Raw genomic sequence first — 20,953 nt, 5'->3', positions numbered from 1 at the left:
GATGCCGCAACGCCGCCCCTCTCGGGCGGCGTTTTTCGTTTGCGGGCATAGGGGTTTCCTTGGCGGGGATAGGCATTTCGGCACGGCTTTCCGACCAACTGGGCATTTGCGTTCGGCGCCAGCCATGGCAATCAGGACTTCGCGGCTGCACAATGGGCCGCCAGCTGGCGTGCACTCACTCGCCCGAAGAAGACCGGCCGAACGGAAACGCGCGCAAGGAGTTCGTTGCTGATGACCTCGACCGCCCCGGCCAACCTGGCCTTCATGGACGCCTTCCCCACGCCGGGTGAGGCGCAATGGCGCGCGGCGGTCGACAAGGTTCTGAAGGGCGCCGATTTCGAGAAGAAGCTGGTCGGGCGGACGACGGACGGCATCCGCATCGAACCGCTCTACGAGGCCGCACGCGAGGAAGGTGCACGCCCCCTGCGCGCGAAGGCTGGACGCTGGCGCGTCGCGGCGCGCGTCGATCACCCAGATGCGGCTGAAGCGGCGAAACTCGCCCTCTCCGATCTGGAAGGCGGTGCCGATTCCCTCGGCCTGGCTTTCGCCGGCGCTCCTGCGGCGCACGGCTTCGGACTTCAGGCTACGACGGTCGAGGCGCTCGACGAGGTCCTCGGCGGCGTCATGCTCGATCTCGTCAGGTTGCGCCTCGACCCGGCTCCCGGTGGCCGCAAGCAGGCGCTCCTGCTGGCCGACCTGGCCGAAAAGCGCGGCCATGCGCCGTCCTCGCTCCAGATCGATTTCGGCATGGAGCCGATCGGTGTGCTCGCGAGTTCGGGGGCGCTGGCAGTGCAATTGCCCGAGCTCGGCAAGCGCATTGCCGAGACGATCGCCACACTGAAGTCCCGCGGCTTTACCGGCCCATTCCTCGCCGCCGACGGCCGGATCTGGCATGAGGCCGGCGCGACCGAAGCGCAGGAACTCGGCGCCGTGCTGGCGACGGCTGTAACCTATCTGCGCCTGCTGGAAGCTGAAGGGTTCCCGCTCGCCGAGGCCCGCGACGCGATCTCCTTCACCCTCGTCGCGGATGCCGACGAATTCGTCACCGTCGCTAAGCTGCGGGCCGCCCGCTTGCTCTGGAACCGGGTGCAGCGCGCCTGCGGGCTCGAGCCCGAGCCCGTCTTCATCCATGCCGAGACCGCCTGGCGCTCGCTGACCCGGCGCGATCCCTGGGTGAACCTGCTGCGCGGTACGATCGCCGCCTTTTCGGCTGGCGTCGGCGGCGCGGATTCGATCGGCGTGCAGCCCTTCACCGCAGCGCTCGGCCTGCCCGATGGCTTCGCCCGCCGCATCGCCCGCAACACCCAACTGATTCTTCTCGAAGAGGCCAATCTCTGGCGCGTCGCCGATCCGGCCGCCGGAGCCGGCGGCTTCGAGGCGCTGACGCAGGCGCTGTGCGAGCAGGGCTGGCGCAAGTTCCAGGATCTGGAGGTGGAAAGCTCCGGAGACCTGACCGGTATCGTCGGCGCACTCGCCAACGGACACATCCAGAAGGGGCTTTCGCGGGAGCGCGACGCCCGAGCGAAAGCGATCGCAACCCGGCGCGAGCCGATCACCGGCACGAGCGAGTTTCCGAATCTCTCGGAGGCGTCGGTCTCGGTGCTGGCGCTGCCATCCGCTGCCTTAGCCGAGTCTGCCGGAAACAGCGCGATCACGGTCGAGGCCCTCCCGAGCATCCGCTTGGCCGAGCCGTTCGAGGCGTTGCGCGCCAGCGCCGATATCGCCGAAGCCGCCGGTGAGCGGCCGAAGGCCTTCCTCGCCACGCTGGGACCGATCGCCGGCTTCACTGCCCGCTCGGGTTTTGCCCGCAACCTGTTCGAGGCCGGCGGCATCGCCGCTCCCTCAGGCGACGGCTTCGCCAAGGCGGGCGCGACCGATCTCGACGGGCTCGTCGCAGCCTTCCGCGCTTCGGGCGCAAAGCTCGCCTGCCTCTGCGGCTCCGATGAGGCTTACGCGACCGAGGCGGTTCCCGCTGCAAAAGCACTAACCGCGGCAGGCGCAACGGTCTGGCTCGCCGGCCGCCCGGGCGAGCAGGAGGCGGCGCTGCGTGAGGCCGGTGTGACGAACTTCGTCTTCGCCGGCTGCGACGCCGTCGCCGTGCTGCAGGAAGCGCTCGCCGTCGCCATATCCCCGATCAGCACGAATAAGGGATAAGCATGCCGATCGCCCTCACCATCGCCGGCTCCGATTCCAGTGGCGGCGCCGGCATCCAGGCCGACCTCAAGACCTTCGCCGCGCATCAGGTCTATGGCGCCAGCGTCATCGTCGCGCTGACCGCACAGAACACCACCGCCGTAACCGCGATCCATCCGGTTCCGGCCGCTTTCGTCGCCGCGCAGCTCGATGCCGTCTTCGACGACCTCCAAGTCGATGCGGTCAAGATCGGCATGCTCGCCACCGCCGAGCTGATCGAGACGGTCGCCGATGGGCTCGAGCGCCACGGCGCGACGAACATCGTGCTCGACCCGGTGATGATCGCGGCTTCCGGCGGACGGCTCCTGCAGGAGGATGCGATCGAGGCGCTGAAGCGTCGCCTGCTGCCGCTCTGCACGATCGTGACACCGAATTTGCCCGAGGCAGCAGCCCTGCTCGGGACTGCCATGGCGGAAACTGAGGACGCCGCAGCCGAGCAGGCGGAAGCCCTGCTAGCGCTCGGACCGGCCAATGTCCTGGTCAAGGGCGGTCACGGCACCGGCGACGACAGCGTCGACATCCTGATCGGCAAGGACGGTCGCCGCGAGCGGCTGGTCGCGCCGCGCATCGCCACCCGGAACACCCACGGCACCGGTTGCACGCTGTCCTCGGCGATCGCATCGGGCCTCGCCCACGGCATCGCCCTCAATGAGGCGGTGGTGCTGGCCAAGCGCTATATCTCCGCCGCGATCGCAGCGTCGGACGCGGTCAAGGTTGGCCACGGCCACGGACCGGTGCATCATTTCCACCATTGGTGGGACAGGCCAGACGGGAGCAAGCCATGACCGCGATCCCGGATTTCACAAAGCTCAGCTTCGCCGACGCTGCGGCCGGTGCGAGCGCGCCTCAGGCCGCAGGCGACCTCTGGCAGACACCCGAGGACATCCCGGTCAAGCCGATCTACACGGCCGCCGACCGCGACGGCCTGCCCTTCGTCGACACGCTTCCGGGCATCGCGCCCTATCTGCGCGGCCCCTATCCGACCATGTACGTCAACCAGCCCTGGACGATCCGGCAATATGCCGGCTTCTCCACGGCGGAGGATTCGAACGCCTTCTATCGGCGCAATCTCGCCGCCGGCCAGAAGGGGCTCTCGGTCGCCTTCGATCTGGCCACTCATCGCGGCTATGACAGCGACCATCCGCGCGTCGGCGGCGATGTCGGCATGGCCGGCGTCGCGATCGATTCGATCTACGACATGCGCACGCTGTTTTCCGGCATCCCGCTCGACCAAATGAGTGTGTCGATGACCATGAACGGCGCCGTGCTGCCGGTGCTGGCGCTCTACATTGTCGCGGCGGAAGAGCAGGGCGTGCCGGCGGCCAAGCTCTCGGGGACCATCCAGAACGACATCCTCAAGGAGTTCATGGTCCGCAACACCTATATCTACCCGCCCTCGCCCTCGATGCGGATCATCGGCGACATCTTCGCCTACACCTCGGCCAACATGCCGAAATTCAATTCGATCTCGATTTCCGGCTACCACATGCAGGAGGCCGGGGCGACGCAGGACCTGGAGCTCGGCTACACGCTCGCCGACGGCGTCGAGTACATCCGCGCCGGGCAGCAGGCGGGCCTCGGCGTCGACGTCTTCGCGCCGCGGCTCTCCTTCTTCTGGGCCATCGGCATGAACTTCTTCATGGAGGTGGCGAAGCTCAGGGCCGCCCGGCTGATCTGGGCCAAGCTGGTCAAGGATTTCGGGGCGCAGAACGAGAAGTCTTTCCCCTTGCGGACCCATTGCCAGACCTCGGGCTGGTCGCTGACGGCGCAGGACGTGTTCAACAACGTGCCGCGCACGATGATCGAGGCGATGGCGGCCACCCAGGGCCATACCCAGTCGCTGCACACCAACGCGCTCGACGAGGCGCTGGCCTTGCCGACCGACTTTTCGGCCCGCATCGCCCGCAACACCCAGATCGTGCTGCAGCAGGAGAGCGGCACCAACCGGATCATCGATCCCTGGGGCGGCTCCTATTATGTCGAGCGGTTGACCGCCGAACTCGCAGCCAAGGCCTGGGGCCATATCAGGGAAGTCGAGGCGCTGGGCGGCATGGCCAAGGCGATCGAGGCCGGCATCCCGAAGCTCCGGATCGAGGAAGCGGCCGCCAAGACGCAGGCGCGCATCGACGGCCGCCAGCAATCGATCATCGGCGTCAACATCTTCAAGCCCGACAACGAAGCGGCGATCGACGTGCTCAAGGTCGACAACGCCTCGGTCCGCGCCCAGCAGCTCGACAAACTGCGACGCCTCAAGGCCGAGCGCAACGAGACCGAGACGCAGGCAGCGCTGACTGCCCTCACCAATGGCGCGCAAGGCGACGGCAACCTGCTCGACCTCGCGGTCAGGGCGGCGCGGGCGAAGGCGACCGTCGGCGAGATTTCACTGGCGATGGAGACGGTGTTCGGGCGCCACCGCGCCGAGATCAAGTCGATCTCGGGCGTCTACAAGCGGGAGGTCGGCGAGATGAACCCGGCGGTCATGCGCGTGCAGCTGATGTGCGAGGCCTTCGAGGAGGCGGATGGACGCCGCCCGCGGATCCTCGTCGCCAAGATGGGCCAGGACGGCCATGACCGCGGCCAGAAGGTGATCGCCTCTGCCTTCGCCGATCTCGGCTTCGACGTCGATATCGGCCCGCTCTTCGCCACGCCCGACGAAGCGGCGCGCCAGGGTGTCGAGAACGACGTCCACATCATCGGCGTCTCCTCGCTGGCGGCCGGCCATCTGACGCTGGTGCCGGAGCTCAAGGCGGCACTCGCCAAGGCCGGCCGGCCCGACATCATGATCGTCGTCGGCGGCGTGATCCCGCCACAGGATTTCGACGCCCTGATCGAGGCCGGCGCCAGCGCGATCTTCCCGCCCGGCACCGTCATCGCCGACGCGGCCGAAAAGCTGCTCGAGGAACTCAACCGGCGCCTGGGCTACGCACAGCGCAGCGCGGCGGAATGATCCGCCGCGCGCCGATAGCTTTCAAGGCTCACCACTCGCGCCAGCGACGATAATAGCGCGGCGGCGGCGGAGGCGGCGGGCCGTAGAAGCGCGGGCGATCATAGTGACGGCGCCAGCGGGGAACGCCCCAATAGCCATAGGCCGGCGGCGGTGCGCGCCAGCCATAGCCAGGGCCGTCATAATAGGCCTGCTGGATCAGGACGCCGGCCTGTGCCTTGCTGGGCGATGCCGCGCTGATCCCGAGCGCAGCAGCAGCGATGAGGCCGGCGGAAGCGAGGGTGCGAAACATCGTCGTGTCTCCTCTTGCCGGAGCAGGAAGGTTTCCCGCTCTGGCAAGCACCATCGCGCAACCGGCCTGAACCGGTTTTGAGCGGGACGTTCATTGAGCGTTTAGGTCAGCGCCCCGCCAGCGCGTCCCGCTTCATCAACAGGGACGCGCCGATCACCGCGACCGCCACCGCCGCGATCATGATGGTGCAGGCGGCGTTGATCTCGGGCGTGACGCCGAGGCGGATCGCCGAATAGAGCCGCATCGGCAGCGATGTCGCGCCCGGCCCGGTGGTGAAGCTGGCGATGACGAGATCGTCGAGCGAGAGCGTGAAGGCCAGCATCCAGGCGGCGGCGACGGCAGGCCAGATCAGCGGCAGCGTCACCGTCCGGAATGTTTCCATGGGCGTCGCGCCAAGATCGCGCGCCGCTTCCTCGAGCGAGCGGTCGAAACCGGCGAGCCTGGCCTGCACGACGATGCAGGCGAAGCCGAGGCTGAAGGTCGCGTGGGCGATGACGACGGTCCAGTAGCCGCGCTCGACATCGCCGGCGACGAAGAGCAGCAGCAGCGACAGCCCGGTGATCACCTCCGGCATCACCAGCGGCGCCATCACCATGCCGGAGAACAGCATTCTGCCAGCGAAGACGCGGTAGCGCGCCAGTGCGAGCGCCGCCAGTGTCCCGAGCATCGTCGCCAGCGTCGCCGAGACCAGCGCGACGCGGATCGTCAGCCAGGCCGCATCGAGCAAGGGCTGGTTGTGCAACAGCGCGCCATACCAATGCGTCGAGAAGCCGCCCCAGACCGTCACCAACCGTGAAGCGTTGAAGGAATAGGCGACCAGCGCGACGATCGGCAGATAGAGGAAGGCGAAGCCGGCGACGAGCGCGGCGAGGTGGAAGACCCCGAAGCGCCTCATCGCGCGCGCCCTTCCCCTTGTCCGCGCGCCCGCTGCAGCAGCATCAACGGCAGGACGAGGACGACGAGCAGCACGACCGCCACCGCCGAAGCCAGCGGCCAGTCTCGGTTCGAGAAGAACTCGTTCCAGAGCACCTTGCCGACCATCAGTGTGTCGGAACCGCCCAGCAGATCGGGGATGACGAATTCGCCGATCGCCGGGATGAAGACCAGGGCCGAGCCGGCAAGGATGCCGGGGATCGAGAGCGGCAGGGTCACAGTCAGGAAGGTTGTCAGCGGCGTCGCGCCAAGGTCGGACGCCGCTTCCAGCAAGGCGCCGTCGAGCTTCTGCAGCGTCGAGAACAGCGGCAGCACCATGAAGGGTAGATAGGAATAGACCATGCCGATCAGCACGGCGGCATCGGTGTTGAGCAGGCGCAAGGGTTCAGCTGTCAGCCCGATCCCCAGCAGCGCCATGTCGAGCAGGCCATCCGGCCGCAGGATGCCGATCCAGGCGTAGACGCGGATCAGGAACGAGGTCCAGAACGGCAGGATGACGAGGACGAGGAGGATGCCCTGCCAGCGCTTCGGCGCCAGGGCCATCGCATAGGCGAGCGGATAGCCGATCGCGAGCGCGATCAGCGTGGTCAGGGCCGCGATACGCAGCGAGGAGAGATAACTCTGCCAGTAGAGCGGATCGTCGCCGAGCAGGCGGAAGTTCTCGATATCGAGCGCGCCGAGGAATTCACCGAGCTGGCCGAAGCCGGGGAAATGCGGCGCATAGGGCGGCTGGTCGGTCGCGGCGTCTGAGAGCGCGATCCTGAGCACGATGACGAAGGGCGCCAGGAAGAAAGCGAGCAGCCAGAGATAGGGAATGGCCGCGACCAGCAGGCCGCGACCGGTCGCGCTGCTCCGGACAGCCGGCGTGCTCACGACGCCAGCACCATGCCGGCTTCGACGTCCCAGGAGAGCCAGACCCTGTCTTCCCAGGCGAAGGGCCGCTCGATGCGTCGCGTGCGGTTGGTCAGCGAGACCTTGAAGAGCTTGCCCTCGTCGCCGCCGACCATGACCTGAACCATGGTCATGTCGCCGAGATAACCGATGTCCCAGATCTCGCCGGCGACCTTGTTGACGCCCTGCGTCGGCTCGTCATGGCTGAGCACGATCTTCTCGGGCCGCAGGCCGACGGTGAGGGCATCGCCCGGCCGGTAGGTCGACGCATCCTCGTCAAGCTCGATCACGCCGACGGGCCGGTTCTCCAGCGTCACGAGATCGCCGGCGACGGCAGTGACCCGGCCCTCGATCAGATTGATGTCGCCGACGAACTCCGCGACAAAGCGGCTGGCAGGCGCCTCGTAGATCAGATCCGGCGGCGCGATCTGCAGCAACCGGCCGTGGTCCATCACCGCCATGCGGTCGGCCATGGTCATGGCCTCGTCCTGGTCGTGGGTGACGACCATGAAGGTCAGGCCGAGATCGGCCTGCAGGTCCATCAGCTCGTATTGCGTCTCTTCGCGCAGCTTCTTGTCGAGCGCCCCCAAGGGCTCGTCGAGCAGGAGCAGCTTGGGCTGCTTGACCAGGGCACGGGCGAGCGCGACGCGCTGGCGCTGGCCACCGGAGAGCTGGTCCGGCCGGCGCTTCTCCATCCCGTTCAGCCGCACGCGCTTCAGCATCGTCTCGACGCGTTGGGCAATGTCCGCCCTGGGCAGCCCTTCGCGTTTCAGCCCATAGGCGATGTTGTCGCCGACGCTCATATGCGGGAACAGCGCATAGGACTGGAACATCATGTTGACTGGCCGCCGGTGCGGCGGCACGGCCGTGATGTCGACGCCGTCGAGCAGGATCTCGCCCTCGTCGGGCTGCTCGAAGCCGGCGAGCATGCGCATCAACGTGGTCTTGCCGCAGCCGGACGGGCCGAGCAGCGCGAAGAACTCGCGCACATGGATCGAGAGCGACAGCTGGTCGACCGCGACCACCGCACCGAAGCGCTTGGTGACGTTCCTGAATTCGACCAGCGGCTTCGCCGCCGGGTCGTTCCAGGGCTGGAAGTCGCGCCGGACGCTGCCGGGCGAGGCGCGCCTTCCAGCAGCTTCCGGCCGGCTCGTATCCCTGTTCACCTGCCGCTCTTGACGCGCGTCCACAGCCGGTTGACCACCCGCTGCGTCTTCTGGTCGTAGGGCGTGATGGTGTAGAGGCGGCTCATCACCGCATCGGTCGGATAGATGCCGGGATTGTCGCGGACCTCGGCCGAGAGCAAAGGCTTCGCCGCGAGATTGCCGTTGGCGTACTGGATGAAGTCCGAGTTCTTCGCCGCCATGTCCGGACGGTTGACGAAGTCGATGAACTGCAGGGCCGCGTCGGGGTTGCCGGCATCCTTCGGGATCACGAAGGAATCGAACCACATCAGCGCGCCCTCCTTCGGGATCACATAGCTGATGTCGACCTTGTTCTTGGCCTCGACGGCGCGCTTCCTGGCCTGCAGCACGTCGCCGGAATAGCCGACCGCCAGGCAGATATCGCCGTTGGCGAGCGCATTGATGTATTCCGACGAGTGGAACTTCTGGATGTGCGGGCGGATCTTGCGCAGCAATTCGCCGGCCTTGTTGAGATCGGCCTCGTTCTTCGAGTCGGGATCGAGCCCGAGATAGCGCAGCGCCGCCGGGAACATCTCCTCGACCGCGTCGAGCACATGCACACCGCAATTGGAGAGCTTCTTCAGCTTCTCCGGATCGAAGACGATGCTCCAGCTGTCGATCACTGCGTCGTTGCCGAGCCGTTCCTTGATCTTGGCGGTGTTGTAGCCGATCCCGGTGGTGCCCCACATGTAGTTCACGGCGAACTTGTTGCCGGGATCGTATTTGGCCAGGCGCTGCTTGATCTCCGGCCAGGCGTGCTTGAGGTTTTGCACCTTGGCGGTGTCGATCGGCGTGTAGAGGCCGATCGGGATGTGCCGGGGCAGGAAGGAGGCCGTGACGACGACGAGGTCGTAGCCGGTCTTGCCGGCGAGCAGCTTGGTCTCGACCGTCTCCATCTGGTCGAAGGTGTCGTAGACGACGGTGATGCCGGTCTCTTTCTTGAAGGCGTCGAGCACCTCCGGATTGACGTAATCCGACCAGTTGAAGATGCGCAGTTCCTTATTGTCCTGCGCTCCTGCCGGGCCGGCTGCGAGAGCGAGCCCGAAAACCGCCATAGCGGCCAACCCATGCATAACCCACGTCAACGTGCGCAATCTGCCCCTCCTTTAGATTTCGCGCGGGCAAGTTAGAGGCTGTTAGCGCCCTTGGATAGAGCTTGGGTGAGGTCAAACCGGCCGAATGCCAGGAGCATTGCGCAGCCGATACCGCTGGTATCGGCAAGCGATGCGACGCCGCAGTCGGCCGGTTTCACCTCACCGCGCAGCGGCGTGGCGCTTTTGCCCGATTGCGGTGTCGCTCGTCACGGCCAAGCCGGAAGGCTTGGCCGCACCAAGCTCCTGGCACTCGGGCAAAATCGCCGACGCCCAAGCTCTATCCAAGGGCGCTAACAGCCTCTCGCAGCTTGCGGCAAAGCCTCAACCTCGATTTCGTGATCGGCGCCGCTCCGTCGTGCCTTGTGGCACGGGTGCCGCGCCACCTATTTTCCTGGGAGCATGATCCGGCGCTGTCTCCTCCTCTTCACGGTGGTCTTCCTCCTGCCGCTCGGCACCCATGCCGCCTGGTGGCAATGGCAATCGCGCGCGCCTGACTGGGCCCGCGCCGACTGGTCGAGCGCCGCGCTGTTGCCGGCGCCGGCCATCGAGCCCGAGGCGACCGTCCACATCTTCGCCGCCCGTGTCGGCCGCTGGCGCGGCGTCTTCGCCCATCACTCCTGGGTGGTGGTGAAAGAGAAAAACGCCTCGGCCTATACCCGCTTCGATGTCGTCGGCTGGGGCAATCCGGTGCGCGTGAATGTCCGCGTCGCCGATGGCCGCTGGTACGGCAACGTCCCGGAGGTCGTCGGCGAGATCAGGGGGCAGGCCGCCGAGGCGCTGATCCCGCGTATCCGCGAGGCCGTGAAGAGCTACGGCTACAGCGACTACGGCTCCTATGCCGCCTGGCCGGGACCAAACTCGAACAGCTTCGTCCAGCATATCCTCGCCGAAGTGCCCGAGCTCGGCCGCACCCTGCCGCCGACCGCGATCGGCAAGGACTGGCGCGAGGGCGGGCTCTATGCCGGCCTCACGCCGAGCCGCACCGGTTTGCAAGCCTCGCTCTATGGGCTCGCCGGCGTGACCTTCGGCTGGGTCGAGGGTGTCGAGGTCAACCTGCTCGGTCTCGTCGCCGGTTTCGACCTGCAGCGGCCTGCACTGAAGCTGCCCGGCTGGGGACGGGTGGGGCTCTAGGCGTCATGCTCGGGCTTGACCCGAGCATCTCAGGCCAGAAGAGGCTCCCACGAGACATTCTCGTCATGAGATTCTCGGGTCTGCGCTTCGCTTCGCCCGAGAATGACGCGCTTCGTCAATTCCGCAGCACCAGACACGCCCCGCCGGCTTGGCGCAGGCGATTGCACGCCAGCGTCGCCTCGCGCAGGCTCTGTGCCGGCAGCCTGACGCGGTAGAACCGGCCCCTGCCCCGTCCCGCCACGGCCGAACCCAGGATCATGGTCGGCTTGCCGGCGAGCAGTGAAGCAAAGCGGGTCACGACACTCTGGTACGAGGCGATAGCGCGCGCCTTCGAGGCATTGCCAGCGAGCTGCACACCGAACGGCTCGTAGGCGCCCTCGACCAGCACGGCCGGCGTGGTGATGCGGATCGAGGCGACGGTGGCGAGGCAATCCGTCTCCTCCCGCGTCGCCGGCGGCGGCGTCTCGCCTGCGCCCAACCGCCATTCCTCGATGGGGCGGCCGGTGATGAAGCGGACATATGCCTGCGTCTCGTAGGGCAGCATGCCGCCACGCTCGATCCAGCGCGCGACGCGGTTCGGCCCGCCATTATAGGCCGCCGCGGCCAGGCCAAGATTGCCGAACTGGTTTTTCAGCGCCGCGAGGAAGGCGGCCGAATGCGGGATCGCCGCTTCGGGATCGAACGGATCGGCGAGGCCGCGCTCGTTCGCCGTGCCCGGCATGAACTGGGCGATGCCCTGAGCCCCGGCCGGGCTGACGACGTTTGGCCGGAAGCTGCTCTCGCGCCAGATCAACCGGGTGAAGAAGGCGACCGGCAGATCATGCGTCTTCGCAGCGCCTTCGATCAGCCGGCAGATGGTCTGCGCCACGCTCTCGGTCTGCGGCTCGGCCAGGGCCGGGCCGCTGAGGAGCGTGGTGGCGAGTGCCACGACGACGATGCGGCGCCGCCCTGCCCTCACGCGGCGTCGAGCGCCTGGGCGAGATCCGAGATCAGGTCCTCGATGTTCTCGATGCCGACCGAAATCCGGATCAGCGCATCGGTGAGACCGATCTCCTCGCGCAGCTCGCGGGCGACACCGGAATGGGTCATCGCAGCGGGATGCGAGACCAGCGTCTCGGTGCCGCCCAGGCTGACCGCGAGCTTCATGATCTGGAGGTTGTCGAGCACGGCGAAGGCTTGCTTCTCGCCGCCTTTGACGTCGAAGGCGAAGGTCGAGCCGGGCTGGGTGCATTGCCGGTCGAACACAGCCTTGCGCGGATCGCCCTCAGCGAGATCGCCGAGATAATGGACCTTGGCGATCTTCGGGTGCTTGCGCAGGTAGTCCGCGACCTTGCGGCCGTTCTCGTTAGCGCGGTTCATGCGGATGTCGAGCGTCTCGAGCGAGCGCATCAGCATCCAGCAGGAATTGGGATCTGCTTGCGTGCCGAGCGAGCCGCGCCAGCTCTTCACTTGCCGCACGAGCGCCTTCGAGCCGCTGATCGAGCCGCCGACGAGATCGCTGTGGCCGCCGACATATTTGGTCAGCGACAATAGAGTGAGATCGGCGCCGTGCTTCAGCGGCTTCTGGAAGATCGGCCCGAGCATGGTGTTGTCGACCACGACCGGCGGACGATGCCCCTGGGATTTCTCCAGTTCATCGGCGATCGCCTTGCAGGCTGCGAGGTCGACGAGGCCGTTGGTCGGGTTGGCCGGCGTCTCGACCAGGATCATCGCGACCCGGCCCTTGGCCGCAGCGTCCTGCGCGACCTTGCGCATCTGCGCGACGTCGACGCCGTCGGTGAAGCCGAACGGCGTGACGCCGAAGGCGCCCATCTGGTTCTTCAGCAGCGTCTCGGTGCCGCCATAGAGCGGCCGACTGTGGATGATGGTGTCGCCCGGTCGCAGGAAGGAGAAGCAGGTCGTGGCGATCGCCGCCATGCCGCTGGCGAAGACGGCACAGGCCTCAGCCTCGTCCCAGATCGCCAGGCGATCCTCGAGGATCTCCATGTTCGGGTGGTTGAAGCGCGAATAGACCAGGCCAGACTTCTCGCCCGGCTTGAGCTGGCGACGGCCGGCGGTCAGGTCGAAGAAGTCCTTGCCCTGCTGGGCGTTCTCGAAGACGAAGGTCGAGGTCAGGAAGACCGGCGGCTTGAGCGCCCCTTCCGACATCTTCGGCGAATAGCCGTAGCCCATCATCAGGGTCTCGGGATGGAGCCGGCGATTGGCGATCCGGTCCTTATGGTAGTTGTCGTCGCTCATGACTGTCTCCTCGCCGGCCAGCGCGGCCCCGCGACGCGAACCTAGGCCGATCCTAAGGCCATTGCATGAACGATCACCTGTGCTCTAGAGCAAGATTTTGCAGCTTCCTGCTCGATTGAACGCCCGGAGGAGCAGATCATGCTCGATACGATCGACCGCCGCATGCTGACATTGCTGCAGGAGGATGGCCGCATCACCAATCAGGACCTGTCCGAGAAGATCGGCCTGTCGCCGACGCCGTGCCTGCGCCGGCTCAAGCGCCTGGAAGAGACCGGCGTCATCAGGGGCTATTCGGCGATAGTCGACCCCAAAGCCTATGGCCTGCCGTTCAGCGTCTTCGTCTCGGTCCGGCTCAGCCAGCAAAACACGGAGCAGATCGCCGAGTTCGAGAAAGCGATCGAAGGCTGGCCCGAAGTGGCGGAATGCTACCTGATGACCGGCAGCCAGGACTATCTGCTGCGGGTCCTGACCGACGGCATCGACGGCTATGAGCGCTTCCTGAAGCAGAAGATGACGCGGCTGAAATGCGTCCAGTCGGTCGAATCCAATTTCGCCCTGGCAACGATCAAGAAGCGCGTCGGCCTGCCGCCGCTATAGTTTGGCCTCCGGCGCAAGAAACGATCCGCGCCACATGCCAGAGCGGCAAGGCTGCCATGTGGACATGTGCGGTGGCCGCCCTTCGGTCTCCTCCTAAGCTCCCCCGGCAAGGCCGTCGCCAAAGACGAGCCGCACGGAGGAACACCATGAGCAGAGCAGATCGCGCCCACAGCGCAGCGTCGCTGTTTGCCATTGCCGCCGTCACGATCGCCGGATGCCTGCCCGCCAAGGCCGAGATGTCCAGCGCCGTGAAGCGTTCCGAACAGACGGTCGCCGGCCTGCAGGGGCCGGCGGAGCTGATCCTCGATCAATGGGGCGTCGCCCACATCTACGCGGCATCGAGCCGCGATGCGCTGTTCCTGCAAGGCTACAATGCGGCGCGCGACCGGCTCTGGCAGATCGATCTCTGGCGCAAGCGCGGTCTCGGGCTCCTCGCCAAGGATTTCGGCCCGTCCTATGTCGCGCAGGACCGCGCCGCCCGGCTCTTCCTCTATCGCGGGGAGATGGACAAGGAATGGGCTGCCTATGGCCCCGACGCCAAGGCCTATACCGACGCCTTCGTCGCGGGCATCAATGCGCGCGTCGATGAAGTCAGGGCCGGCAAGCAGTCGCTACCGCTCGATTTTCGCGTCTCCGGCACCTTGCCGGATCGCTGGAGCGCCGAGGACGTGGTGCGCATCCGCAGCCATGGCCTGACCCGCAATGTGATGTCCGAGGTCGTGCGCGCCCGTGTCGCCTGCGCCGCCGGGATCGAGGCGGATCGCTTCCGGCGCGTGCTGGAGCCGAGCGTGAAGACCAAGGTACCGGAGGGGCTCGACCCCTGCGCGATCAAGCCCGACATCCTCGACGACTACAATCTTGCGACGCGCGACGTCACCTTCGCCGCCCCCGGCGAGAAGCGCGCCGCACTCGACCGCGACGCCGTCTTCGCTGCGGCCGGCGACAACATCTCCACCATCGGCTCGAACAACTGGACGATCGCGGCGAGCCGCACCGCAACCGGCCGGCCTATCCTGGCCAACGACCCGCACCGCGCCCATGGCGTGCCGTCGCTGCGCTATGTCGTGCACCTCAACGCGCCGGGCCTGTCGGTAATCGGCGGCGGCGAGCCTGCCTTGCCCGGCATCTCGATCGGCCACAACGGCGAGATCGCCTTCGGATTGACGATCTTCGCGATCGATCAGGAGGACCTCTACGTCTACGAGACCAACCCGGCCAATCCGAACCAGTATCGCTATGGCAGTGGCTGGGAGGAGATGCGGACCGTCACCGAGGCGATCGAGGTCAAGGGCGAGGCTCCGCGCCAGGTCGAGCTGAAATTCACCCGCCACGGCCCGATCATGAAGGCCGAGCCCGACGAGAAGCGCGCCTTTGCCATCCGCACGGTCTGGTTCGAGCCGGGGACCTCAGCCTATTTCAACTCGGCGGAGTACATGACGGCGAAGGACTGGGCCGGCTTCAAGAAGGCGATGGCCGAATGGGGTGCGCCGTCCGAGAACCAGGTCTATGCCGACAACAAGGGCAATATCGGCTGGATCGTCGGCGGGCGCGCACCGCAGCGGCCGAACCATGACGGCCTGATGCCGGTGCCTGGCGACGGCCGCTATGAATGGACCGGCTTCCTGAAAGCTGGCGAGCTACCCGAGATCTACAACCCGACGGACAGCTTCTTCGCCACCGCCAACGAAATGAATATCCCGAAGGACCACCCGCTGCTGGCCAAGCGCATCGGCTTCGAATGGTCCGATCCCTCGCGCATCAACCGGATCAAGTCCGTGCTCGGCACCAGGAACAAGGTGACGCTCGCCGACGCCATGGCCCTGCAGAACGACGACAGCTCGGACAATGCCCGCAAGCTCGCCGCTTTGCTGGCGCCGCTGTCCTCGGACGATCCGGTCACGGCCGAAGGCCTGAAGCTGATCAAGGGCTGGAACCACGAGATCGCGGTCGACAGCGCAGCCGCTGCGCTATCCGAGGTCTGGATGAGCAAGCATCTCGGCCGGGCGCTGACGGCCAAGGCCGTGCCGGAAAAGGCGCGCGGCGTGATCGGTCCGCTCGATGTGGCCGCGGTGGTCGCCTATCTCGAAGCGCCAGACAGCGCGCTCGGCGCCGACCCGAAGGCGGCGCGCAATGCCTTGCTGCTCGAGACCTTGAAAGCGGCGATGGAGGAGCTGCGCCAATCGCTCGGCCCGGATATGGCAAGCTGGAACTGGGGCAAGATCCACCACGCCCAGTTCGACCATGCACTCTCGCCGCTCGCCGGCGGCCCGGACCGGGCGCAGCTCAATGTCGGCCGGCTCGCCATGGCCGGCTCGGCCTTCAGCCCGCGCGCAGCCTCCTATCGGATCTCCGATTTCAGGGTGACCGCGGGGGCCTCGTTCCGCATGGTGCTGGACGTCGGCAACTGGGACGACAGTCGCTTCATCAACACGCCGGGCCAGTCAGGCGACGCCTACAGCCCGCATTATCGTGATCTCGCGCCGCTCTGGGCGGCCGGCGACTATGCGCCGCTACTCTATTCGCGCGAGGCGATCGAGAAAGCGGCCCGCTCCGTCATCGCGCTCAAGCCGGCCGGCTGACGCGACGAGAACCCGGAACGGAGGCCCCGGCCTCCGTTCTCAGGATCGGGCCCGGTCGATGGCACGGCGCACGACCTGCGTGACCTCGCTGTTCGACAGGAAGAGGTCGTGGCGCAGCAGGCTCCAGCCGCGGCCGGCCGTGTCGGCGACGCGCACGCCGAGCTGCTCCAACCGCTCACGGTCGGCGGCGCCGGCGCGGGCGACGCCGCCGGCAAGGCGAGAGGAAACGGCCAACGCCTTGTCGCCGGGATCGATGATCACGGTCATCCGCTGGGCGACCGAGCCGAGCCTCGGCACGATCTGCTCGAAGGCGTCGATGTCGACATCCGGCGAGGCCAGCACGACGGCGCCGATCCGGTCGGACAGCCCTTCAAAATCGCGCAATTCGCGCAGGCCTTCCAGCGCCAGGAAGCTGCCCATCGAATGCGCGACGATGTTGATCCGCCCGATCGTCGGGTTGGCGACCAGCGCCTTCAGGGTCTGGACGAAGCCGTCGCGCGACCAGAGCGCGCTCTCGCGGTCATAGGCATAGGCGAGCAGGCCGCCGCCGGACGGCCAGGTGAACAGGGCGGTGCGGCCCTCGAAGGCGAGCGCATGCGAGAGCTGACCGGCGCTGCGCGCGGCCGATTCGAAGGTCTCGTTGAAGCCGTGCACATAGAGCAGCACGTCGCGGCCGGTCGCGGAATCGGCGAAGGCGCGGGCGGCATCGTTAGCGCTGCGGCGTGTGACCCCAAGCACGGCCCAGTCGCCGCTGACGACCGAACTTACCTGAGCGGCAACGCCGCGCCCCGGTGCCGACAGCCTGACCTCGGCGAAGGTCAGCCCGTTGCCGCGCTCGGCGGCGAAATAGGGCGGGCGATCGCCGGTCGACTTGCGCGTCGTGGCCACGAGCAGCTGCGGCTCCTTGCCGAAGCTGGACGAATCCGCCGGCCCGACGAAGGGCGAGATCGACGCCTCGCTCTGCCCACAGCCGGCCAGCCCCAGCCCGAGCAGGGCAACGAAGGAGCGGCGTGAAACGGCGTGTCGCGAAGGCGAGGTCACTGGCGAAGTCCGGAAATGGGGGGCGCGGACCTTCTGGCCGCAAAACCCTTAAGGCCAGACCAACGCGGCCAGAATTAGGCAGCTAGAGTATTTTCGAGCGAAGTGCATACCGGTTCGCATTAAGAAAATGCGATAAAACAAAGAACTGGAGCATTTCCGCGATTCAGAGAACCGCGGAAATGCGCTAGTCGTCGCGCGCGACGAAAGAGGGCGAGGCCTTGGAGTCGAGGCCGAGCATGCCGCCGCCCGTTCCGCCATCCAGGCCGTCGGCGCCGAGCCGCTTTCCGATCAACTCGACGATCCGCGGCGTGCTCGCGAACTTGCCGTGGTTGTAGTCGTCGCTGGAGCGATCGGCCGACAGATCGATGATCGTCGCCCCCGACCTGCGCAGATCGGCGACGACGTCGGTATCCTTCTCCGATATGGCCCCGAGCCTGGCCTTGTCGCCGGCGAACTGGCGCGAGAAATCGAGCGCGCGATCATCCGAGGAGACGAAGACGGTGACCGGCCGCTTGATCGTGGCGAGCTGGGTCTTGAACACATCGAGGTCGATGTCGGGCGCCGCCAGCATGACATTGCGCAGCTTGCCGCCGAAGCTGCCGTCGCCGCGGATCGCCGCCTGGCGCAGCGTCTCGACGGTCAGTAGCGTCCCCATCGAATGCGCCAGGATGTCGAAACGGTTGGCGCCGAGATCGCGAGAGATCACGCGCAGGCCCGTCTCGAGCGCATCGCGTGAGAAATCGGCACTGTCGCGATCATAAGGGTAGGCGAGGATCTGGGCGCGGGACGGCCAGGTGAACATGACCGGCACGCCCTTGAAGCCGGAATCAGTGACGATCTGGGCAAAGCGGAAGGCAGCGTCGGCGAAATTGGTGTTGAAGCCGTGGACGAAGACGAGCACCTCGCGCTCGGCCTGCGGGCGCTGGACGACCGCCGCCTTCACTTCTTTCAGCATTTCCGGCTCGGAGAGGAGCTTGACGCCGCCGACGGTGAAATGGCTGGCGGGATCGCCCGCGCTGGTGACGCTGCCCGGCAGTTCGAGCTGGCCGACCTTGTGGCTGCGCGGCACGCTGATGTCGAGCCGGGCGAACCCGAGCGCCGAGCTGCGCTCGCCGCTGAAGTACTCCGGTTGCTTGGTCGAGGCGCGCGAGGTCGCAACGAAAATGCGGACCGTGCTGGCAGTGTCCTCTGGCCTTGCCGCCGACACGACCAGCTGGCGCGGCGGGCCGCCGCAAGCGGCAAGCACGAATGACAACAGCGAGACCAGAACCAAGGACCGCAAGCCGGACACGCCACACGCTCTCCACACCCCGCGCGACTCGTCCCACCGTCCTCGTGCGTTAGCAAGAGGCTTGGGGGAGCGTTGCCAGCAAAAAAGCGTTGCTTCCGCTGCGCCCGCTCTCTTGCTACCAGCAGCCATGGTCGACCTCACGGCGCTCGGCGATGCGATTCTCAAGGGCGAGCGCGCGGCGCTGGCGCGGGCGATCACGCTCGCCGAAAGCCGGCGCGCCGACCATCGCGAACAGGCGCAGGCCCTGCTCTCCCGCCTCCTGCCGCAGACCGGCAAGGCGATCCGCGTCGGCATCACCGGCGTGCCCGGCGTCGGGAAATCGACCACGATCGACGCGCTCGGCAGCTATCTGACCAGCCGGGGTCACAAGGTCGCGGTGCTCGCCGTTGATCCGTCCTCGACACGCAGCGGCGGCTCGATCCTCGGCGACAAGACCCGGATGGCGCAGCTTGCCGTCGATCCGAACGCCTATATCCGGCCCTCCCCCTCCTCCGGCACATTAGGCGGCGTCGCGGCCAAGACGCGCGAGACCATGCTGCTCTGCGAAGCCGCCGGCTTCGACGTTATCCTGGTCGAGACCGTCGGCGTCGGCCAATCGGAGACGGCGGTCGCCGATCTCACCGATTTCTTCCTGGTGCTGATGCTGCCCAATGCCGGAGACGAATTGCAGGGCATCAAGAAGGGCATCATCGAGCTCGCCGACATGCTCGCGGTCAACAAGGCCGATGGCGATGGCGCGACCGCGGCGCGTGCTGCGGCTGCGCAATACAAGGCGGCACTGCACATCCTCGCGCCGACCTCGCCGCTGTGGTCGACGTCGGTCGTCACCATCTCCGGCCTGACCGGGGCCGGCCTCGACGCACTCTGGGCCAAGATCGAGGACCACCGCGCCCGCTTCGAGGCGAAAGGCCTGATCGCCGAGAAGCGCCGGCGGCAGGACGTCAAATGGATCTGGGCGATGGTGCAGGACCGGCTGCAGGCCAAGCTCCGGCATGATCCGGCCCTGAAGGCGCGCACGCCGAAGCTGGAAGCCGCCGTCGCCGCGGGCGAGATGGCGCCGACTGCCGCCGCCGACGAGATCGCCAAGGCGCTCGGCCTGTAGGCTCGGGCAACGCCAGGCCCTCGGCACGCCTCTTGAACCCGAGCGGTCATGATGGAGGCTCCGATGACGCTCTCGCGCCGCGATTGGCTGCGCACGGCCCTTTTCGGCACGGTCGCGGCCTCTGCCGGTCCCGTCCTGGCACAGGCGCCGCGCCCCAACACACCGGCCCCGCTCGGCACGCTCGGGCTCGAAGCGACGCAATTCGGCCTGCGCCCCGGCTCGTCCGAGGATCAGTCGCGTCATCTCCAGGCCGCTCTGGTCGAAGCGGTCAAGCGCGATGCGCCTCTCATCGTCGCGCCCGGTCGCTACCGCATCGCCAATGTCGTCCTGCCCGAGAATGCCCGTCTGATCGGCGTGCCGGGCGCGACCCAGTTCATCGCCGCACAGGCCGGGCCGCTGCTGGTGGCGCGGCGGATCAAGCGTGCGGCCATCTCCGGGATCATACTAGACGGGCTCGACATCAAGACGGGCCAGCGGGCCGGCCTGCTCAACGCCGACGAGGTGCTCGATCTCGCTCTGTCCGACTGCGAGTTCGCCAATGCCGGTGCAGTCGGGCTGACGCTCAACCGCACGGCGGGGCGCATCGAGCGCAACCGCTTCCGCTCGATGCGGGATTCGGCGCTGTTCTCGCTCGATTCGCGCGGGCTCTCGATCGAGGCCAATACAGTCGAGGATTGCGGGAATAACGGCATCCAGCTCTGGCGCAGCCAAGCAGGCGACGAGCAGAGCCTCGTCAGGGGCAACCGGATCAACCGCATCCGCAACGATGGCGGCGGCGACGGGCCGAACGGCAACGGCATCAGCCTGTTCCGGGCCGGCGGCGTCCTGATCGAAGGCAACAGCCTGCGCGACTGCGCGCTGACCTTCATCCGAAACAATTCCGGCTCGGCCGTGCAGATCCTCGGCAATCAGGGCCGGCGCTGCGGCGAGACCGCGCTCTATTCGGAATTCGCCTTCGAGGGCGCGATCATCGCCAACAACCTGGTCGAGGATTGCGCGCAGGGTGCCAACATCACCAATCTCGACCATGGCGGGCGCCTTTCGGTCTTTGCCAACAACGTCATCCGCAATGCGCAGAAGGGGCTGGCGCCGAAGGGCAAGGAGCTCGTCGGCGGTATCGGCGTGCATGTCGAGGCGGAAGCGGCGGTCACCGGCAACGTCATCGAGAACGCCAGCGAGATCGGCATCTCGCTCGGCTGGTCCTGGGCGATGCGCAACCTCGTCGCGACCGGCAACATGGTGCGGCGCAGCGGGATCGGCATCTCCGTTTCACTCGTCGCAAAGGAGCGCAACGCCCTGATCGCCAATAATGTGATCAGCGAGGCGAAGCTCGGCGCGGTGGTCGGCACCGAATTCGGCAAGGCGGTCACCGGCGACCTGACCAAGGGCGAAGACAAGCGCGCCGCCGGCATCCGGATCGAGGGCAACTCCGTCGGCTGAAGC

The 20,953-nt window shown here is 67.0% G+C and carries 17 protein-coding genes; 8 read left to right on the top strand and 9 right to left on the bottom strand.

Features of this window, described 5'->3' with window-relative positions:
• The first annotated feature begins 231 nt into the window (after positions 1-231).
• The 3 genes from ASE66_RS13390 to scpA are packed head-to-tail and all read left to right on the top strand — an operon-like array spanning position 232 to position 5,140.
• Positions 232-2,154 carry a methylmalonyl-CoA mutase subunit beta gene (locus ASE66_RS13390; protein WP_244494906.1) on the top strand — a complete coding sequence of 641 codons (1,923 nt, stop codon included), beginning with the start codon at positions 232-234 and terminating at the stop codon, positions 2,152-2,154.
• Positions 2,155-2,156: 2 nt separating this feature from the next.
• Complete coding sequence (thiD, locus tag ASE66_RS13385; RefSeq protein WP_057190126.1) at positions 2,157-2,978, top strand: bifunctional hydroxymethylpyrimidine kinase/phosphomethylpyrimidine kinase; 822 nt, start codon at positions 2,157-2,159, stop codon at positions 2,976-2,978.
• The gene (gene scpA, locus ASE66_RS13380; RefSeq protein ID WP_057190125.1) at positions 2,975-5,140 is read left to right on the top strand and encodes a methylmalonyl-CoA mutase; all 2,166 of its coding nucleotides are present in this window, start codon (positions 2,975-2,977) and stop codon (positions 5,138-5,140) included. The genes thiD and scpA overlap by 4 nt, the downstream gene beginning before the upstream one ends.
• 28 nt (positions 5,141-5,168) lie before the next feature.
• Here scpA and ASE66_RS13375 read toward each other — a convergent pair whose 3' ends face one another.
• The 5 genes from ASE66_RS13375 to ASE66_RS13355 form a co-directional block, all read right to left on the bottom strand.
• Complete coding sequence (locus tag ASE66_RS13375; protein ID WP_057190124.1) at positions 5,169-5,429, bottom strand: hypothetical protein; 261 nt, start codon at positions 5,427-5,429, stop codon at positions 5,169-5,171.
• Positions 5,430-5,535: 106 nt separating this feature from the next.
• Complete coding sequence (locus tag ASE66_RS13370) at positions 5,536-6,324, bottom strand: ABC transporter permease (protein ID WP_057190123.1); 789 nt, start codon at positions 6,322-6,324, stop codon at positions 5,536-5,538.
• A complete protein-coding gene (locus ASE66_RS13365) occupies positions 6,321-7,235 on the bottom strand; it encodes an ABC transporter permease (protein ID WP_244494904.1) in 915 nt (304 codons plus the stop codon). Before ASE66_RS13365 ends, ASE66_RS13370 begins: the two co-directional genes overlap by 4 nt.
• The gene (locus tag ASE66_RS13360; RefSeq protein ID WP_057190372.1) at positions 7,232-8,419 is read right to left on the bottom strand and encodes an ABC transporter ATP-binding protein; all 1,188 of its coding nucleotides are present in this window, start codon (positions 8,417-8,419) and stop codon (positions 7,232-7,234) included. The genes ASE66_RS13365 and ASE66_RS13360 overlap by 4 nt, the downstream gene beginning before the upstream one ends.
• Positions 8,416-9,492: a polyamine ABC transporter substrate-binding protein gene (locus tag ASE66_RS13355; protein ID WP_244494903.1), complete on the bottom strand. Its 1,077-nt coding sequence runs from the start codon at positions 9,490-9,492 to the stop codon at positions 8,416-8,418. The genes ASE66_RS13360 and ASE66_RS13355 overlap by 4 nt, the downstream gene beginning before the upstream one ends.
• Positions 9,493-9,930: 438 nt before the next feature.
• Here ASE66_RS13355 and ASE66_RS13350 point away from each other — a divergent pair, with 438 nt between their 5' ends.
• Positions 9,931-10,662, top strand: a complete 732-nt coding sequence (locus ASE66_RS13350) for a DUF3750 domain-containing protein (protein ID WP_057190121.1) — start codon at positions 9,931-9,933, stop codon at positions 10,660-10,662.
• A 115-nt stretch (positions 10,663-10,777) separates the two neighbouring features.
• On the opposite strand, the gene ASE66_RS13345 is transcribed toward ASE66_RS13350, so the two are convergent.
• Both ASE66_RS13345 and ASE66_RS13340 read right to left on the bottom strand, forming a co-directional pair.
• Positions 10,778-11,620: a lytic transglycosylase domain-containing protein gene (locus tag ASE66_RS13345; protein ID WP_200964592.1), complete on the bottom strand. Its 843-nt coding sequence runs from the start codon at positions 11,618-11,620 to the stop codon at positions 10,778-10,780.
• A complete protein-coding gene (locus ASE66_RS13340) occupies positions 11,617-12,900 on the bottom strand; it encodes a cystathionine gamma-synthase family protein (RefSeq protein WP_057190120.1) in 1,284 nt (427 codons plus the stop codon). Before ASE66_RS13340 ends, ASE66_RS13345 begins: the two co-directional genes overlap by 4 nt.
• 138 nt (positions 12,901-13,038) lie before the next feature.
• On the opposite strand from ASE66_RS13340, the gene ASE66_RS13335 reads away from it, so the two are divergent.
• Entirely contained in the window at positions 13,039-13,497 is a 459-nt protein-coding gene (locus ASE66_RS13335; protein ID WP_057190119.1) for an Lrp/AsnC family transcriptional regulator, read from the top strand.
• Positions 13,498-13,643: 146 nt separating this feature from the next.
• Positions 13,644-16,076 (top strand): penicillin acylase family protein, encoded by a 2,433-nt coding sequence (locus ASE66_RS13330; RefSeq protein WP_057190118.1) that lies wholly within the window; start codon positions 13,644-13,646, stop codon positions 16,074-16,076.
• Positions 16,077-16,115: 39 nt separating this feature from the next.
• Here ASE66_RS13330 and ASE66_RS13325 read toward each other — a convergent pair whose 3' ends face one another.
• The gene (locus ASE66_RS13325) at positions 16,116-17,117 is read right to left on the bottom strand and encodes an alpha/beta hydrolase (protein WP_057190117.1); all 1,002 of its coding nucleotides are present in this window, start codon (positions 17,115-17,117) and stop codon (positions 16,116-16,118) included.
• A 184-nt stretch (positions 17,118-17,301) separates the two neighbouring features.
• Entirely contained in the window at positions 17,302-18,408 is a 1,107-nt protein-coding gene (locus tag ASE66_RS13320) for an alpha/beta hydrolase (RefSeq protein ID WP_156412142.1), read from the bottom strand.
• 127 nt (positions 18,409-18,535) lie between these two features.
• On the opposite strand from ASE66_RS13320, the gene meaB reads away from it, so the two are divergent.
• Together meaB and ASE66_RS13310 are read left to right on the top strand one after the other, a co-directional pair.
• Positions 18,536-19,510: a methylmalonyl Co-A mutase-associated GTPase MeaB gene (gene meaB / locus ASE66_RS13315; protein ID WP_057190115.1), complete on the top strand. Its 975-nt coding sequence runs from the start codon at positions 18,536-18,538 to the stop codon at positions 19,508-19,510.
• 63 nt (positions 19,511-19,573) lie between these two features.
• Positions 19,574-20,950, top strand: coding sequence for a TIGR03808 family TAT-translocated repetitive protein (locus ASE66_RS13310; RefSeq protein WP_162262482.1), 1,377 nt, complete (start codon positions 19,574-19,576; stop codon positions 20,948-20,950).
• The last annotated feature ends 3 nt before the right edge of the window (positions 20,951-20,953 follow it).

This window comes from Allobosea sp. Root483D1, assembly GCF_001429505.1.
GTDB lineage: Bacteria > Pseudomonadota > Alphaproteobacteria > Rhizobiales > Beijerinckiaceae > Allobosea.
Note: the sequence above shows the minus strand (reverse complement) of the source record. Positions and strands in the feature narration are given on the sequence as shown.